The following is an 18070-nucleotide window of genomic DNA, read 5'->3' on the forward strand; positions in this document are numbered from 1 at the left end:
CCCAATCGCTCCCCGTTTTTGTTTACCCTTTCACATTATTAGTCCCATACTTCCCACGCTGCGGGCGTGAGAGCATGGCGGTAGCTTCCTTGTCATTAATGAATTGCTCCTTTTTCGGGTCCCATTTCACTTTGCGGCCGAGTTTCATCGCCGTGTGCGCCAGGAGGCATGCGGTACATGAGCGGTGCGCGATCTCAGCGTGGCTGATTGTCTGCTTGCCGCTCTGGATGCTTTCGATCCAGTTCTGGTGTTGCTCGGGGCTCTCGTACAAATGGATTTCATTGGCCTGGATCACTGAACCGAGGATTTTCGGATCGCTGGCGTAGAATGCCTTGTTTTCTTTCGCATTCTGAGCAGCGACGGGGTCCGAAGCAGTAACGCCCACATTTCCGCGCGAAACGAAGATCCAGCCGTCGGTCCCTTCGAATTTCACACCATTAGGATTGGTACCGCCGATTTCCATTGTTACGCCATTTTCGTACAATGCATTCACCAGGAAGTCACCATGTACGTCCCAAAGGCCGGAGCCTTTCGCAGGGAATGTGGCCTTACCCTCGATTTCAATCGGCCCCGTGAGTTCGGTATCCATTCCCCAATGCGCGATATCGATGTGGTGTGAGCCCCAGCCGGTGATCATACCCGCGCCGAACTGTTCAAGGCGCAGCCAGCCCGGACGGTCGTTAATGTCGGTCTGCGAATGCACACGGTCTAATGTATAGTAAATCTCGGGCGTAGAGCCGAGCCACATATCATAGTTCAGGTTGGACGGAACCGGCATTTGTGCCGTATTTCCACCCGCAGGATCACCCGGGAGGCCTACATATACTTTTTTGAGTTTTCCGATGCGGCCATTGCGCACCAGCTCGGCGGTGCGTTTGAACTGCGGCCACGGATTCATCGAACGCTGCTGGCTGCCTAATTGGAAAATAACCCCTTTCTTCTTGATCATATCGGCCATTTGCCGACCTTCCCGGATTGTGAGCGAGGTAGGTTTTTGCATATAAATGTGCTTACCGGCAACGGCCGCCTCCATAGCTGGCTGTGCGTGCCAGTGGTCGGGCGTACTGATGATCACCGCGTCGATGTCCTTCCGGCCCAGTATTTCGTGGTAGTCGTCATAGGTTTTTACCTCAAGATATTTCTCCTTGCCGGTGCGCTCGACGTATTTCCGCTCGATCCATTCCTTGCCTTTTGCCAGACGGTTCTTGTCAAGGTCCGCCACTGCTATCACGTGTGCAGCCTCATTTTTGATCACTTCCGGCAAATCGTGCGTGGAGCCGATGCGGCCGAAGCCGATCTGTCCGATATTGATTTTGTTGCTCGGCGCATTTTTACCGAAAACGCTCGATGGCACGATGGTAGGGAACATCGATGCGGCAATTATACCGGCGGTGCCTTTCGCAGTGGCTTTTAAAAATGACCTTCTGTCCTGATTTTGCTCCTGCTGATCTTTCATTTTGTATGCAGATTTAGGATTGATGACTGATATATTCGTAGTTATTTCGAGAGGGCGGGAATTATGCTTCGCACCACATCTTGCGGGCTGGTCGCATAAGCTTTGCTGTAATTTCGAGGTTTCTGCGGTCCGATAGCCCATTCAATGGCGCCGAGGATGTGCTTGCGGAGGTCTTCCTTCTCGTAATCTTCTTTTTGATGCCCGAGCGAGGTGTAGAACGCCCGGCCGCCATCGTACTCATGCCACCAAACGGAGGGGAACACGTCGCCGAATGTATCGAGTGCCTTGCCGGCAGGTTTTTGAATCGTAGAATGATCATTCACCGCGAGTACATTCAGGTTCACGCCGAGCTCTTTGATAAAATAGAACTCATCCGTTTGCCGCTGCCAGACATTTCCCAAATGCGCCAGCGACGGGTTCTTGGTGTCAAGAACCTTCACCGAAAAGCTCTGCCCCGGCTCATGCCAGAAGAAGGTGCCACCCAGCAGGTCTTTGAACCAACGCCATTTACGCTCCGTACCAGAAGCTGAATGCAGCCCCACGAAGTTGCCGCCTGCCTGAATGTAGCGCATTAATGCAACCCGCTGAGCGTCGGTATCGAAAACGTCGTTGTTGGTATTCGAGAAAATGAGGCAGTCGTATTGTTTCAGGTTTTCGTCCGTAAACTTCGAGGGGTCGGAAGTCGTATCCACGGCAAAGCCATGCTGTTTTCCCAGAGCCAGGATGGCTACTTTGGAATTGGCGATGTTATCATGCACATAGCCTTTCCCGTTTTTGGTATAAACCAGGACTTTGACTTTGTTCCACTTAATTTTCTGCGCGAGTGTGCTTACGGGCCGCCCTAGACCTAGAAATAGCAAGCTGAACAGGCATGTTGTCAGGATGTGTTGTTTTTTCATTGAACTTATTAAGAAAAGGTTTAACTAAAATCCTATTGAATTGCCGCCATCCACAGGGAGTGAAACGCCGGTGATAAATTTCGCGGCATCCGAGCTCAGGAATACTGCTGCCCAGCCGATATCGTCCGGTTTGCCCCAGGTGCCCATCGGTGTACGGTCCATCGCTTTGTCGCGGCGCAAGGGATCACCGTTCATGGCGGTGAGCATCATGGGCGTTTCAATGAAACCGGGCGCTATGGCGTTTACACGCACATTATAGGGCGAAAATTCAGTAGTTAATGCTTTCACCATCCCGCCGACGGCCGATTTCGACGCCGTGTAAGCCACCACGCGATCGATACCATATAATGCGGCCATGGAGGTGATCATGAGAATGGAACCGCGCCTGCGTTCCACCATGCGCTTGCCGCACTCGCGGGTGATCGAGAAAACGGCATGTAAGTTGGTCTGGATAACGCGGTCGAAATCTTCGTCGGAGACTTCCACAGCGTGCTTTTTCATGTTGATACCGGCATTGTTAACCAAAATGTCTATTGCTCCGATTTGCGTCTCGATAGCCTCGATTAATGCGGGAATCGATTTAAGATCCGTGACATCATTGACAAAATAGCGTGCATCCGCGCCGAGTTTCGGTAATGCTTCTCTCAAAACTTCCTCGCGCCTGCCGGTGATGACGAGCCGCGCGCCCGCCTGGGCGAGGCATTGCGCAATGTAAAAGCCTATTCCACTCCCACCACCGGTGACAAGGGCGATTTTGCCTTCCAGTGAGAATACATTCAATGACGGCACTGTTTCGATTGGACTACTAGTGGACATTATTTTAATATCTAAAATCTTGATTAAAACTCTTGAACCGATCTTGCAATGCTCATTTCCAGCCCTCGGAGTTCCGCGAGCGCTTTGAGCCGCCCGATCATGGAATAACCGGGATAGGTCTTTTTGTGCAGATCGTCGAGCATTTGGAAACCGTGATCAGGCCGCATGGGCAACAAGTTGTCGGTATAATGGGCTGCATTGCGGCGCAACTCTTCCTGGTGCAATGCTTTAACTACTTCATACATATCCACATCCCCGTTCAAATGCGGAGCTTCGTGGAAATTACGATTATCTTCCATTTCACGTTTGGTGGTTCTTAGATGAACGAAGTGAATACGGTCGCCGAACCGGCGGATGATTCCCGGCAAGTCATTATCGGCGCGTACCCCCAGCGAACCCGTGCAGAATGTAATGCCATTCGCCCGGATGTTGCATGCATTCATCAGTTGCGCGAGATCGCCTTCGGTGCTCACGACCCGCGGCAAGCCAAGCAATGGCCGCGGCGGATCGTCGGGGTGAATGCAAAGGTTAATGCCGACTTCCTGTGCCACCGGCGCGACCTGGCGAATGAAGTAATAGAGGTTTTCGCGCAGCTCTTTATCGCCGATTTTAGCATATGCATTGAGGAGTTCCTGAAAATTGGCCAGTTCAAATGCCTCTTCGGAGCCGGGTAAGCCCAGTAAAACGGTGTTTGTCAAGCCCTGAATATCGGCAGGCGACATATTTCGCAACTTCGCCCGAGCCGATTCCCTTACCTGCTCGTCGTAGTCAGCCTCGGCGCCAGGGCGTTGGAGAATATAGAGATCGAACAATGCGAAATCCTCCCACACAAACCGGAGCGTTTTATGGCCTTCCGGGAATGTATAGGCGAGGTCGGTGCGCGACCAGTCGAGTACCGGCATGAAGTTGTAGCACACCGTCCGGATACCGGATGCTGCCAGGTTGCGCAGTGATTCCTTATAGTTCTCAATATATTGGTCACGTGACGGCAATCCTTTCTTGATATGCTCATGCACCGGAAGGCTTTCCACAACCAGCCATTTCAAAGCAGTATACCGGTCGTTACCCGCTTCAACCAGCGAGATCCTTTCCCGGATTGCCTCTTCCGTCCAAACGTCGCCAATAGGTACCTGGTGTAGCGCAGTAACGACGCCGCTGCATCCCGCCTGACGGATGTCCATCAGCGAAACCGGATCATTCGGGCCGAACCAGCGCATGGTTTGAATCATAGTCGGATGAATTTTTATAAAAATATAAATATAATCTTGTATTGTAACCGATTGCATTAATTTACCGTAAATTTGGTCTTCGGGATTTTCCGTGCAAAAAAGCCACCAAATTCGGGTATAAACACAAAGACGGGGTTAGTCCGCGTAAGCCCCTACAATAAAAGGATAATGGAAAAAGAAATTACCATTTACGACCTCGCAAAAATACTTGCATTGTCACCCGCTACTGTGAGCAGGGCATTAAATGATCATCCTGCGATTAACGCAAAAACCAAGGTGCTCATTGCGGAGAAGGCGGCCGAGCTCGGCTACCGTTCCAATACATTTGCGAGCCATTTGCGGACCCGCAAGACCAACACGCTTGGTGTGATCGTGCCGAGATTGAATAGTAATTTTATGTCGACTGTACTGGCTGGAATGGAGGAGGTAGCTAATAATGTGGGATATAACCTGTTGATCAGCCAGTCCCTGGAATCGGAGGTAAAGGAGCGGGCTAATGCCAAAACGATGTTTAACAGCCGTGTGGACGGTTTGCTGGTCTCCGTTGCCTACGATACCTATTCGTTCGGGCATTTTTCCACATTCATCAGCCGTAACATTCCCGTCCTGTTCTTCGATCGCATCCTGACCCATCCGCAATGCGGTGCCGTGATCATCGACAACGAGCAGGCAGGTTACGATGCCACGCGCCATTTGCTGGATCAAGGCTGCCGGAGGATAATGCACGTTACCGGCGATCTGCGAAGAAATGTGTATGGCGATCGCCTGGAAGGTTTTAAACGCGCGCTGGCTGGACAGAATTTGTCATTGGATAATCGCCTGATCCTATCGACTGACCTTAGCCAGGAAGCCGGGAGGGCGGTCGCAGAACAAATTGACCAAATGCAGGAAAAACCGGATGGCCTGTTCATCGCCAACGATCTTTGCGCGGCAATCTGCATGCAGGCTTTGAAAGAAAAGGGTTATGCAATTCCGGGCGATGTGGCTATTGTGGGTTTTAATAATGACCCCGTTTCACAAGTAGTATCGCCTCAACTTACCACTATTTTTTACCCTGGCTACCAGATGGGTAAAACGGCGATGACTACGATGATCGGCCAACTAAATGGAACCAGACCCATCGACCATTCAGAACCAATTATTTTGCGCTCGGAACTGATTATCAGAAGGTCGTCGATTCTGTTGGAGAAGTCGTAAATTGCATTACATTCAACGTTTGCCAATCGCATTCTCCTGTAATTCATTATTTTTGAAAACAAAGCAGAAACATGGAAGCTGTGGCTGAAAGACTCTATTCACTGGAAGAATACTTCGCCTTTTGTGAAACACACGAAGGCCGGTTTGAATTCGTCAACGGAGAAATCATCGAGATGTCTGGAGAAACAACTACTTCTAATCGGATTGCTGGGAATATTCATTTCTATCTGCGGAGGATTTTGCAGGATGGCCCATACGAACTTTATCAGAATGCGGTGAAATTGCGGGTTGCGGAAAAGATTTTTCGTATTCCCGATTTTCTAATTTGTGAAGAAAAAGGTGACGCTATAAAATATACTGTTCTTCCCCTTTTGATCGTCGAAGTCTTGTCTGAAAGCACTGCCAACGTTGATCGCGGTGAAAAATTGAGGGAATACTCACTTATCCCATCGCTTCAATACTATCTCCTAATCGAGCAAGCCAGATGTAATGTCGGCGTTTATGTCCGTGAAGGAGAGCGCGCTGGTATGTGGAAGTTTTCGATAAACAGGAAGATGTGATCAAGCTAGACTATTTTAATGCAGAACTTCCATTGTCGGCAATCTACAAAAAGGTCACTTTTTCAAACGCAACTTCATTTTAGTGCTTTTCAAAGCTTAACACAAACACCTGCTGCGTCCCTCTTCCCGCCTCATTCTTCACCAGCCGGTTAAATGCAAGTACCTTTCCATCTGCCGACCAGACAAGATTCCCCAGAACGGCAACAGACGGCTCGGTTAATACCTGAATTCTTTCTTTAAACGGTGCGTCGCCAACCTCGCAAAGCACAATACTACCTTCATAAACATAGGTAATATGTTTCCCATCCGGATGCCAGCGTAGGTTGCCGGTAATGTCGGAAGCGCATTCGGTGATTTGGTGGGGCTTGCCTCCATTTGGTGAAATGATGAAAATCTGGCTGATACCCTTCGCGTCTTTGGCCAGAAACGCAAGCTGGCTGCCATCTGGCGAAGAACGAACGATGCCGGAACAGCCAGGGTGTGAGGTATGGGCCGTGAACGTCAGCCGACGTTGTGCGGCACCTTTCGGAGGCATTGGGAAATCAGTACCGGTCCCTTCCAGCGGCCCCAGCGGCCCGGGTTGGGTAATGTCTTCGGGAATATCTACGATGAAAACCTCGGGAACATCGTTGCCGTTTTTGTCTTTGACGGTGCCCAGAAATGCACGGGCGATTTGCCGGATGCCATTTTGGACAGCATAGCCATTCGTTCCTACCCAGCTGTCACTTGCCGCATGACTAATCTCATCGCTTCCCGGCGTTGGATTTGGCACTACCCGCACCACGAGTGCGCTGAACCATTCACCAGACACATTCTCATCATTTTTATCAACACTAACTGCCTTGATTTTCTTCGAAACACCGATCGTTCGAAGGTTACGCTTGTGGCCTGTTGAATCTTCCAGTGCTTTCAGGATAGCGTCGTTGTAAGTGAAACCGATCCATTGGCCATCGCCGCTCCACTCGTGCCGGTGCGTACCCCCGCGTAATGCGCCGGGGGTGTACGGGGGCGTTACGTCGCGTGCGTCCATATACACGGGCACATTCGGGCGGGCGTCGTGGATGATCACGCCTGTGCGGCGCCATTGCTGGTAGGGGTTTTCCTGGGTACTGTTGGCCAGGCCGTGAATGAATACGACCGCATGCTCTTTGGGACTATAACTCACAGCCCCGGCCCCCGGCCCCCAAGTCTGGTTATTCTTAATATCAAAAAGGACTTGTTTCTCTCCCGTTTCGATGTTCACTCGCTCAATCCGTGCCGATTCCGCGATTCCGCCGTCGTCGGTCCTGGTGTCGTAGACAAGCCATTGGCCATCGGGCGAAAAGTTATCGTTGTTGTCCAGGTCGTGATGGTAGGTCAGATCGTGCGTGATCTGTTTTTCTGCGGTGTCGGTCTGGCAGGATTGCATGCTGAATAGTATTAAAAACGATAAAACCGGGATAGAAACAAGTCTCATGGGCAAATCTACTTTTGGGGAGCGCTGATAACGTTCAAATAGCGGCCCATCCAGTAGGGCAGAAGCCAAATGTCACCTGCGCTATGCTCGCCGGTACCGTTGCTGCCATTCCGGTCGAGGGTGAACATATTGCCATTGTGGCGTTGAATCGGACGTTCGTCCGGTGGAAGAACTTCCTTTGTGGTCTGCTTACGGAAATTAGGCTCCAATTGGTCGATATCCTTGCGATGGCTGTTCTTGATCACCCAGTCGATCAGGTCCATCGGATGCTCCTGCAAATACCATACAGATTCGTTCAGGTCAAACTCTTTTGGGTTGGTGATCGCCGTAAAAATATTCCACGCTCCTTCTCTTTCAGGCCTTTCAGCTTGCCAATGGTCGATGATCTGCTTCTTGTACTGTGCCTTGAGCGTATCGTTGAATGCATAGCGATAGAGTCCCCAATAGCCCAGGAAATACATCTCGTCATCCGAATGGTTCCATCCGTCGGACATGTGTTTCGCGTGGTCATCGGCATCTTCCGGCGCACGGCCAATGATGTTCATAGGCCGCATCATGTTTTCGAAATAGCCATGCTTGTTCATCAGCTCAAATGCTTTTGCCTTGTATTTCTCCTTTTTGGTGAAATGATAGGCGGTTTGCAGCATGGCCACAATGTTGGAAGAGTTTAGTTTACGGTCGCCGACGTTAATCGGAAACGAGTTTACATAATCGGGATGCCATTTGCCCCACATCGTAGGCTTACCGTCGAAGTCGATCAGGTACATATTGTTTTTCAAAATGTGCGACATGACGGTATCAATGAGCATAACGGCCTGTTTCTTGATTTTTGGGTCATCGATCAGCTCCGCTGCCGCGCCGAATGCGAAAATATGACCGATCACTTCGTCGCTACTCGTGGTTGATTTCCAGTCCCATTCTTTTTCGGGGGCATGCTGCCAGCGTTCGACATCATGCAGCTCATTGATGTGGCCCGAACGCTCAAAGGAACGCGCCGGAAAGCCTGCAACCGGGTTCACTGTATAAAGCCGTTCCATCGCGTCCATCGATTCACGACAATTCTGCAATGCGTAGGGATCTTTGGTGGCAGCGTACCGGAAGATTTGGCCGCCGAGGTACATAGCCGTCCATAGTCCGTCATTGTCCGAATCCTCGGTAAAGCCGGAAGACAAGTCGCCATGGTTCAGGCCGGTCAGTTGTGAGTTGAACCCGTTCCGGATGTGGCGCAGCCGTACTTGCTCGTCAAAAAGTTTGGCCTTGTCTTCGAGCGTCATGGATTTGAACTGGATCTGGCTTAAACCTTTCGTGGTAAGCACCAATACTGAGTTTTTGGGGCCTTTTTCAATATCGGTAACGGTGTTGTCCGGTAACCAGCGTTCGCCGAAGTAATAATCGAATTTGCCGTCGGCGCGTAACGCAAATGCGCCAAGGTCGGAGCCGAACCAGACTTTGCCGTTCACTTCTTTTACGACCGTGATTTTAGTAACAGGCAATTTGCGGTTAATGCCGCCGGTTTGTTTTCCGGTTGGTATATCAAAGGAGAGAATGCCGTCGAGCGTGCCGATGACGATTTTGGACTCGTTCGAAGTAATATCAAATGCGGTAAAATTGGTGCCGGTAAGCACTTTGCTTAGTTTTTTATCCTGAACACCTACTTTATAAAGCGATTTGTTCCCTAAAATCCAGAACTGATTTGCATTTGCCTGAAATGCCAGTGCAATGGCAGAATCGTCGGGGAGCTTTCCATTCCAGAGACTTTTCGAATCCTTTATCAGTTCCAAAGAGGCGCCGTCGGAAACGAGAAACGTGAAATCCTTGCCGCCTGCAAACAACGTAGCTTTGGGTAGATTGTGTTTCGAAAACAACGTTCCGGCCCAGGCATTGCTGAACACGACCTGATCGGTCAGGTAAACCAATTGATTTTCGTAAGAAGTAAGGGCGCTGATGTGCTTATCTTTCATATACCGGTAATTCCGGTCGGGAACAACCTTGCCAGGATATAGAAACTGGCCGGCAGAAGTGTGCCTTAACCCTTCTTTCGCAAGCATCTGGATAACACCATTGCGGTCAGCGGCAATTTGCAATAGCGAGGTTTGAGTTGTATCAGCATAATATTTGACGCTGAAATCCTGCAAGTATGGCTTGTCTTTGTAGGTAGGTTGTACCTGCGCCCGCGTGAGCGCAACGCTCGTCAGTAACAGGAGGGATAGTAAAAGGGGCTTTTGCATTGTATTGATTGGTTATTTGACTTTCTTCCTTCTTTCCATCATTTCTTTCCAGGTGGTAAGGATAATGCCTTCCGACTGGATGAAGCTTTTCAGCTCCGGATCGAGCATCGAGAGCATATCGGCGTACCGCGACCCGCCTGAGGCGCTGATGAATTTGAAATCGTCGGTGACGTCGCTGCTATGGACGATCATCATCGCTACGCCGGGCTGCATTTTGCCGATCGTTTCAATAAACTTTTGTGCTTTATATTTACCCCATTGCGCAGGTGTAACGTCGCTGCCTTCCGGTTTCCAATCGCCGCTGATCGTGTGCAGGTCGTCCAGTACCGGAAGTCCCGCCGCCCATATTTTTCGCCCGAATTCTGCCGAGCGCTTGGTGATCTCAGGCTCCGGAAGCTCCATTCCTTCTTTCCATTTACCTTCGGCTTTGAGCTTTTTGACTAACGGATTGTTCAAACACTCTTTCAAAAGCTGATTATTCCCAGCGGGGAACATGACCGGAATGCCATATTCCGCCCCGACTTTAATATATCTTTCCAGGTAAGGAATGTGCGCGAACAGCGTGCCCATGTGGGAATCCATATGCGTAGGTTTCAATCCCAGTTTCAATGCGCGGCTGAGTTGCGCGCGTATTTCCTGTTCCACCACATCCGGGCTGGCATGTTTGATCACTTCCTCCACTTCATGCCACATGCAGCCTTCATCATCCACAAGCCCTTCCGAATGCGCTATGCCGTTCAAAGGCGGCCAGCGGTAATCATTCCATTCGGATGTTAATGTGAGGTGAAGACCTGCGTCCATTTTAGGGTTGGCGATGGCGAATTTCGCAAAACTGGCCGCCCACGGGCATGGCATCATAATGCTGGATGACGTTGCAATGCCATTCTGTATTGACTTTTTTGCTCCCTCATTCGAGTAATGCGACATTCCGGCGTCGTCGACATGGAAGATGATGACCTTCGCGCCCTTCGGCCAGCCGAGTTTTTCGGCGTAGGTCTGTTGTGCTGATGTTTCTTGCATGACCAGTAGTAACAGGTTGAAGAGCAAAAGATAGGTTTTCATATCGAATGTTTGGTTCTATTTCGAAATCATTCCAAGGTACCGGCCCATCCAGTAGGGCAGCAGCCAGAAAACCGGCTCACGTTCCACTTCCGGGTTACCCCCGGCGAGTGTCCACGGGTTTTTATCCCAACGGACGGTCAGCCGGATGCTGGCGGGTTGCAATTCACTCACTTGCTCATCTTCCAGCGTCGGCGCCCGCACGACCTGAATATCTTCCCTTTTCCGGTGGTCGATCGGCCAGTCCACAAGATCCAACGGTGTGTCGATCAGGAAATCGACCGAATTTTTCAACTCTGCTTTTTTATCCAGGCAATGGTTGTAAATAAAGTTGATCAGCGGGTTATGGTCGCCCCGGCGCTTCGTGAACCACTCTTCCAGGTGGTTTTTATAAAATCTCAGACGCTCCGGGTCTTTTTCGCAACCGATCAGGATCGGGTAGAGATAAGCTTGCAATACCACATCGAAATAGATGAACCAGGCCGGATTCTGCTTCGTCACCTCTTTCATATTGTCGAGGTAATGCTCCTTTTCGATCAGCCGGATGTATTCGTGCTGGTATTTGGCATTACCCGTCATGAAATGGGCCAGTTTCAGGAATGCGAGCATTTCCATCGAGTTCTGGTTGCGGTCGGGCAGCCATTCCGGGTCGCGGTTCAACTGCTCCGGCGACCACACCGACCAGCGGGTAGCCTTTCCATCGACATCGGCGAAGTTCAGCTTGTGCTGCATCAGGTAATCCACGATTTTACCCACATGCGTAGCGATTACCTTCTTTTCTTCGGCATTTGCAGCGAGCATATAATAGTAGTAGTAACCAAACATATGCCCACACATCTCATCGCTGCTCGTGTCGCCCTTCCAGAGCCACTTTTTATCGCCCGACAAATGCCAGCGCGTTTCCACCGGTTTGAATCGCGGTTCTTTCACGAGCTCGTCCGCGCGTTCGCGTTCCGTGTATGTGCGGTTACCGTCGTGCATGTGCGTCCACGTCGCGGGTATGATCGTTCGGGCGAAGAAGCCGTTGGTACCCGTCACTTCCTGCAACAATTTCAGGAAACCAAATGCTTTTTTTGCATTCTCCCTGGCAGCGGGGTCTTTGGTAGCCGCGTACCGGAAGCTTTCCATTGCAAGGTAATTGCCGGTATATTCGCCGTCATTATCATCGTCCTCAGGTTCCCAGCTAGTTGTATCTCCGGGCACGCGCAAATGTGCCTGGCCGGCGATCCACGGCGCGCGGATGTGGCGCTTCATTAATACATTGTAAAAGAAATTGCTTTTCGAGGCTAGCGTCATTGACCGTTTTTTTATGGCGCTGACTCCCCGCGGCGTGGCGATCCAGGCAGTGCCTTCCGCATCAAATGCAATGTCATTTACCTGATCATCCAGCAACCACCTTCTGGAAAACAGCAACGAACGGGTGCCGTCTTTCCGGAAACGCACCACACCCGTTTGCGTCCCTACCCACATAGCGCTGTCGGGAGCGAGCCGCAGGGCCGTCACGTAAGTAGATGGAATGCCGTCGGTCGTCCGCAATTCGGACTCTTTTTTACCATTACGCTGAATTGTAACTCCGCCGAGGCCTCCGATCCAGAGCTTTCCATCGTGATTGAATGACAAACCTTTGGTATAAGCAGCGATCAATGCGTCGGTTTTGTAGGCGTGCTCCAAATGCGAGGGAGTCCAATGATAAAGTCCTACATCAGAGGCTATCCACAAGCCATCGTTTCCGTCGGTGATCGCATCTCGAACAGACCTTGCGAGGGTTGCTTTTTGCAATCTAAAACCATTCACATTACCTGTCCAGAAACCATTCGGGCCAATTGCGTGGACCGTTCCGGCCTTGGTACATATCGCTGAAATCGGCTCTGTTGGCCCATTCACCTTCGAAAAAGTGCTGTTTTTATATTGGTACAGCCCATTCCAAATACCGAGCCATATAGTTCCGGTAGAATCCTGAGCTAGGGCGAACGAGGGACCATTCGCGTTACCGTCGAGCATGGGAACCCAGTTGCCCGAATCTTTCATTTTACGAAAAACACCGTTTGCCGTGGCTGCCCATACGTTACCGTCGCGATCGGGCAGAACCGCCCTTACGTCGTTGCCCTCCATCGGATAGGCCTCATGGTATTCCTGTGAAAACGCTTCATCCTGATAAAAGGACGGTTCATTATCGACAGTCTTATTATTCCGGCACGAGAAAAGTACCGGAATAGCACCGCAAAGCAGCCAGGCAATCAGTTGTTTCCCTATTGGTCGCATCACGCTTCTGCGTAATTTTCGCTCTCCTGAAACAATAGGCTGATCAGTTTTTTGTGTTGTGAAAAATCGGGGATCAGGAGTTGCGCGCCTGCCCGCACAAGTCGGGGGCGCTTGGCCGGGTTATGCCCGAAACGCTGCACTTCGTTGCTGGTAATGCCTACCGAAATACCGCCCGCGCGCCTGCCTTCCCGTATTTCGTCGGGACCGTCGCCAAATACCGCCAGTTCTTTGCCTTGCAGATTATTGTCGCGGATGATCTTTTCGATTACCATTTTTTTCGAAAACTTGGTATAATCCCGCAATGCACCATAAATGCCGCCGTCGAACAAATCGGCGTAACCGAGCATTTCGGCCTCGTTTCTCACGTCGTCGGCATCGGTGCCGCTGGCGAGGTACATGGTCACGCCTCGTTCTTTAAGCTGTTTCAGGAATTCAACGGCACCTTTCAGCGTGTAGTCTTCCTGTCCTAGTTCGCCTTTGGCCAGCTTGTCCATGCGCTGGTTCACCATTTCCATCAGGCCGTCGTTGTAAATTTCCTTGTATTGGAATTTGTCAAGGATCTGGTCTTCTGGTACAAATCCGAACTCGCGTACAAGGTTTACCAGCCCTTCCATTTGGTAAATGGTCTGGATGCCGGTGGTTTTATGTATGAATGCTTTGCACTCCGCCTGCACTTTATGAAATGTCCCGGCATCGATCGTATCATATTGTTCGCCCAAAATGGATTTCATCATCACGGGCTCCATAATTTCCTCCCATCCCTGCCGGAGTGAGCTGATCGTACCGTCGTGATCGAAGACGGCATAGCGGATATGTCCGAGCTTGTCGAGGATCTCGGGGACACAGATTTCAAATTCCGTTTCGGGATAGTAAGTGGCGGCCCGTTCGTTTTCGGCGAGGTCGGCATTGTAAATGTAATCCGGGTCCTTAGCTACGGCGGCAATTTCCTCGCCGGTTGCCGTGCCGGTTGTGAATAACTTTTGTACCGTTACAGCCGCCGCAAAGTTGCCGAACATTGCCGCCTCGGCCGGGGATAATCCGGCTGCCACGCAAAGCGTAATGGCGCTGATCGCCGTATCGCCCGCGCCGACAGTGTCAAGTTTGCCTTTCAGCTGAATGCCCGGCACCTCGTGGTATCCCGCTTCGTCGAATGCGATAATGCCGCGCTCTCCGCAGGTCACAAATACCGGTTTGTGGTACCGACGGAACACTTCCGCACCATAACCTTTAACATCGCTTACCGGCACATTTTCTTCCGGTGTGACGTCAAGCCCGTTCAAGGAAGCGATCTCGCGGTCGTTACATTTCAGATAGATGTTCCGGAAACTGTCGTTGAAATGCCGGGAATCCAACATTACAATCTTGTCGGGATACTTATTGAATAGATTGTTGACGTCGTCGATAAATGAGGCATTGGTAATGCTCCCTGTCACTTGCTGGTTAAAAATCAATGCATCGCATTCCTGCAAGGCCTTTTCCAGTGCGGCCACGAGCTGTTTGTCTGTTTCAATGCTCCTTTCATTATATACACCAAAATCAATGCGCGGCTCTTCCCGACCGTCGACGAGCCGTTTGAGATAACTATATGTATTGAAATGCTCTTTCTGGATAATGAATGCGCTCGTGTCAGCACCGAGCTGTTGGAGCTGCGCCGTCAGTTCCCGTCCCTGCATATCGTCGCCCACGGCTCCGATAACCCTGATGCCGGCGGGTTTCAGGGCGGCGAGGTTGGCCACGACATTCCCTGCGCCTCCCGGCGTGTAGTAGTGGCGGGCGACGGCCTGGGCCTGCAAACCGGTTTCAATCGAAACTTCGGAAGTGCGGTCGTCCATGACCCAGTAGGAATCGAGACAGAAATCGCCATACACGGCGACCTCAACGGCGGAGATTTTCTCCAAGATCTGATTGATGCGGCTTTGATCCATGAGCAAAGGTTGGTCTGGATTTAGGATAAAATGGATATGGATATTGAGCTATTTTGGGGTAATACGGTTGATGCGGGAAGGAGGGCTATCGCCGGCACCGCTATTTGCGGCAAATGTTACAAAATTGTTAAATGCGCCGTCGGGAGGAGTGCTGGAAAACTGCCGATTATTTCATCCCGTTTTCTAATAAGAACTCGCTGGTAATGAGCAAATATGTGATAAATGATAAGTTACTATTATGTTATGATTAAATCGTACAACGCTGCGCAAAATGAAGATATTTTTACGCAGTTTGCGACTCGAATTTTACAATCATGAGCGTAGATTTATCAAACAATTACAAAAATGCCGCTCCATACAAAGCATTGCCAATTGTTTCGAAGGCAGAATTTTCCTCTGTCAGGGTGATGTTGGAAATAACTTTATTTTAGTACCCGACTGATTGCCAACTAATATGAGAAGTGCTTTGATGCCGGTTAATAAATAGGATCAAACCAAGAATAAAAGTTTTTTAATTGATAGTAAAAATCTCTATATCTAGTCCCCCTTTTCTATAAAGCTAAACTGTACGACTGTGGCCTACCCCGACGAAAATACCCTGATCAGAGTGACGCAAGGCGACGAAGCGGCCTTTGCAGCGTTGTATAACCACTACAAAACGCCTGCACTGCGGTTTACGATTTCATTGCTCAAAGACGAGGAAGAAGCTGAGAACATGGTTCAGGATGTCTTTATCAAAATCTGGGTAAGACGCGCCCAGATCAAGCCGGACTATAATTTCAACTCATATCTTTTCACTTGTCTGCGCAACATGGCGTTCGACCATTTCAAAAAGCTGGAAAAGAACGAACAGCTGCGGAAGAATTATATGGAAGCGATCCGTGTGGCAGGGGAGGACGAAAAGGAGGAAGTCGAAAGAAGGCTGAGCGTCGTGCAGGCGGCCGTCGAATCATTGTCGATCAAGCGCCGGCAGATTTTGAAACTGAATATTGAAGAAGGGAAATCCTATCAGGAAATAGCGGAGTTTTTAAGAATATCTAAAAATACTGTCAAAAACCAGTTGGTGAAGGCTAAACAGATCCTGCGCGAAAAGGTGGATCTGGCGACGATATAGCACCCAAGTTAGCCCATAATTATATTCCTAAAACCTTGAAAAGCAGAAGCATGAGTGCTTCTGCTTTCTCTTTATAGCTTATTTCATTTCGCCCAGCTTGCCCAGGTCGATTGCTTTCAGCGCTTCTTTTAGTTGGTCGACGCTCAAATTGTCTCCTTCCACATTCACGACATAACGGTCGGCTACGAGTACATTAATCTCACCGGACTTGCTTTCGTTGTTGTATTTCTCAAAAGCCTTGTAGCCTTCGATCTTGGTGGTTTTCTCGTAACCGGTGGTTGTTTCTTTATCGATTTCGGCGATGGACCACGCTGCGAGTGCCATCGTCGAAACGCCGGCGATGCCTCCGGTGTCCACGATTTCCACATTCAATGATTCGTCGGAACTTCCTTTGTATTTGGCCTGGGCCGTTGAAACGGTAAAGCCCATTGCCCCGGTTTTCTCGCCTGTCGCTTCCGTGCGGCTCATACCGGCCAGGGTTTCGGGCAGGAGGTCTTTGAGCTTCCGGAAATCCACCGGGTCGACGGCCTCGCGGTCGCCCATTTCCTTGGCTTTATCGGCAATAGCCTGAAGAGCGTCGGCCGGGCTGTCGCTGGCGGCTTTTTCTTCGGCTTCTTTTTCTTCCTGTTTGCTGCCGCAACCATTTAAGAGCAGGGCGCAAGAAAGAAATGCGGCTATAAAGGATGTTTTCATCTGACAATTGTTAGAGTTGTTTCAAACTAATTACAATGTAATGAAAACACCGCACTGATGCACGCCTACTGCATTTGTGAACGATTAGCTGGCCAGCTCCGCGGGGTTCCTGCGTGACTGAACGATAAAGTACAGGCCGAGTAATACGGCGGGAATACTCAGTATCTGTCCCATGTTCAATGCATAGTTCGCTTCGAATGCCTCCTGGTTTTCTTTCAGGAATTCGAACAGAAAGCGCAGTGTGAACACCCATACGAGGAACACGCCGACCATCAGCCCGCGCGGTGTGGCGGCCTTGTATTTGTTCCAGATCGCGAACAGGACGAACGTGAGGATGAAGCAGGTAATGGATTCGTAAAGCTGTGCCGGGTGGCGTGGGATTTGCGTAAATTCGATATTATGCCTGAAAATGAATGCCCAAGGTGCGTCGGACGGTTTTCCGACGATCTCGGAGTTCATCAGATTACCAAAGCGGATGAAAGAGCCGCCCAATGCGAAGGTAATTGTCAGGCGGTCGGTTACCCAGAAGAACGTTTGGCCTGTGCCCCGGCGCGAGCGCGCATACAGCCAGAGCCCGGTCACTGTCCCAATCACCGCACCATGGCTCGCAAGCCCGGCGTAAGGAGGCAATATAACTTCCAGGGGATTTTTGAACAGTACTTCGGGTTCATAAAAAAGAAAATGGCCTACGCGGGCACCGATGACGATCGATAGCACCATATAAAGCGTGAGCGAGTCGATATCTTCCAGCGACTTTCCTTCTTTCTTGAAAATATAGATCATAATTTGCTGACCGATCAGGAAACCAGCTGCAAAAAGGAGACCATACCAACGGACAGGGAAGGGACCAAAACCGGCGATTTCCGGAATGGTGAATATTTCGGGACTCACGTCCCACATAATATATGAAAGCATGCGTTTGTGATGTTAATGGTCAAATATACTAATATGAGACAAGACGCGAAATGAAATTTTTACTCATAGCCCTCGTGCGGTTTTATCAGGCGGCACTTTCGCCTTATTTGCCCAATTCGTGCCGCTACACGCCCACCTGTTCGCAATATATGATCGAAGCCGTGCAGAAGCATGGCCCGTGGAAAGGCGGCTGGCTGGGGTTGAAACGCTTTTCGCGTTGCCATCCCTGGGGCGGCCACGGCCACGACCCGGTGCCATGAA

Annotated in this window: 15 protein-coding genes; 4 read left to right on the top strand and 11 right to left on the bottom strand. The window is 50.3% G+C overall.

The annotated features are described in order from the left end of the window. Positions 1–22: 22 nt before the first annotated feature. From ACTJJJ_RS11725 to uxuA, 4 genes are read right to left on the bottom strand one after another with little or no spacing between them, the layout of a single operon-like run. A complete protein-coding gene (locus tag ACTJJJ_RS11725; RefSeq protein WP_188934986.1) occupies positions 23–1456 on the bottom strand; it encodes a Gfo/Idh/MocA family protein in 1434 nt (477 codons plus the stop codon). Between the two features lie 41 nt (positions 1457–1497). Further along, positions 1498–2355, bottom strand: coding sequence for a ThuA domain-containing protein (locus ACTJJJ_RS11730; RefSeq protein WP_426292753.1), 858 nt, complete (start codon positions 2353–2355; stop codon positions 1498–1500). A 24-nt stretch (positions 2356–2379) separates the two neighbouring features. Then, on the bottom strand, positions 2380–3171 hold the full coding sequence (locus ACTJJJ_RS11735) for an SDR family NAD(P)-dependent oxidoreductase (protein ID WP_426292754.1): 792 nt from the start codon (positions 3169–3171) through the stop codon (positions 2380–2382). 23 nt (positions 3172–3194) lie between these two features. Next, positions 3195–4400, bottom strand: coding sequence for a mannonate dehydratase (gene uxuA / locus ACTJJJ_RS11740; protein ID WP_188934980.1), 1206 nt, complete (start codon positions 4398–4400; stop codon positions 3195–3197). Between the two features lie 168 nt (positions 4401–4568). Between uxuA and ACTJJJ_RS11745 the strand changes: the two genes are divergently transcribed. Together ACTJJJ_RS11745 and ACTJJJ_RS11750 are read left to right on the top strand one after the other, a co-directional pair. Then, entirely contained in the window at positions 4569–5597 is a 1029-nt protein-coding gene (locus ACTJJJ_RS11745) for a LacI family DNA-binding transcriptional regulator (protein WP_188934978.1), read from the top strand. 71 nt (positions 5598–5668) lie between these two features. Further along, positions 5669–6157, top strand: a complete 489-nt coding sequence (locus ACTJJJ_RS11750; protein ID WP_440701898.1) for a Uma2 family endonuclease — start codon at positions 5669–5671, stop codon at positions 6155–6157. 79 nt (positions 6158–6236) lie between these two features. Here the strand turns inward: ACTJJJ_RS11750 and ACTJJJ_RS11755 are convergent, their stop codons facing one another. The 5 genes from ACTJJJ_RS11755 to ACTJJJ_RS11775 are packed head-to-tail and all read right to left on the bottom strand — an operon-like array spanning position 6237 to position 15087. Then, positions 6237–7613 carry a DUF3748 domain-containing protein gene (locus ACTJJJ_RS11755; protein WP_440701899.1) on the bottom strand — a complete coding sequence of 459 codons (1377 nt, stop codon included), beginning with the start codon at positions 7611–7613 and terminating at the stop codon, positions 6237–6239. A gap of 8 nt (positions 7614–7621) precedes the next feature. After that, positions 7622–9841, bottom strand: a complete 2220-nt coding sequence (locus ACTJJJ_RS11760; protein ID WP_440701900.1) for a hypothetical protein — start codon at positions 9839–9841, stop codon at positions 7622–7624. Positions 9842–9853: 12 nt separating this feature from the next. Next, the gene (locus ACTJJJ_RS11765) at positions 9854–10903 is read right to left on the bottom strand and encodes a polysaccharide deacetylase family protein (protein ID WP_440701901.1); all 1050 of its coding nucleotides are present in this window, start codon (positions 10901–10903) and stop codon (positions 9854–9856) included. A gap of 15 nt (positions 10904–10918) precedes the next feature. Then, a complete protein-coding gene (locus ACTJJJ_RS11770) occupies positions 10919–13162 on the bottom strand; it encodes a ligand-binding sensor domain-containing protein (protein ID WP_440702647.1) in 2244 nt (747 codons plus the stop codon). After that, on the bottom strand, positions 13162–15087 hold the full coding sequence (locus tag ACTJJJ_RS11775; RefSeq protein WP_188934970.1) for a PfkB family carbohydrate kinase: 1926 nt from the start codon (positions 15085–15087) through the stop codon (positions 13162–13164). The genes ACTJJJ_RS11770 and ACTJJJ_RS11775 overlap by 1 nt, the downstream gene beginning before the upstream one ends. Positions 15088–15661: 574 nt before the next feature. Here ACTJJJ_RS11775 and ACTJJJ_RS11780 point away from each other — a divergent pair. Beyond that, complete coding sequence (locus ACTJJJ_RS11780; RefSeq protein ID WP_426292760.1) at positions 15662–16201, top strand: RNA polymerase sigma factor; 540 nt, start codon at positions 15662–15664, stop codon at positions 16199–16201. A 78-nt stretch (positions 16202–16279) separates the two neighbouring features. Here ACTJJJ_RS11780 and ACTJJJ_RS11785 read toward each other — a convergent pair whose 3' ends face one another. Both ACTJJJ_RS11785 and lgt read right to left on the bottom strand, forming a co-directional pair. Further along, positions 16280–16894, bottom strand: coding sequence for a hypothetical protein (locus tag ACTJJJ_RS11785; protein WP_188934966.1), 615 nt, complete (start codon positions 16892–16894; stop codon positions 16280–16282). An 84-nt stretch (positions 16895–16978) separates the two neighbouring features. Further along, a complete protein-coding gene (gene lgt / locus ACTJJJ_RS11790) occupies positions 16979–17809 on the bottom strand; it encodes a prolipoprotein diacylglyceryl transferase (RefSeq protein WP_188934965.1) in 831 nt (276 codons plus the stop codon). A gap of 50 nt (positions 17810–17859) precedes the next feature. On the opposite strand from lgt, the gene yidD reads away from it, so the two are divergent. After that, on the top strand, positions 17860–18069 hold the full coding sequence (gene yidD, locus ACTJJJ_RS11795; protein ID WP_188934963.1) for a membrane protein insertion efficiency factor YidD: 210 nt from the start codon (positions 17860–17862) through the stop codon (positions 18067–18069). Position 18070: the final 1 nt, after the last annotated feature.

This window comes from Dyadobacter sp. 22481 (genome assembly GCF_052044875.1).
GTDB classification, from domain to species: Bacteria; Bacteroidota; Bacteroidia; order Cytophagales; family Spirosomataceae; genus Dyadobacter; species Dyadobacter endophyticus.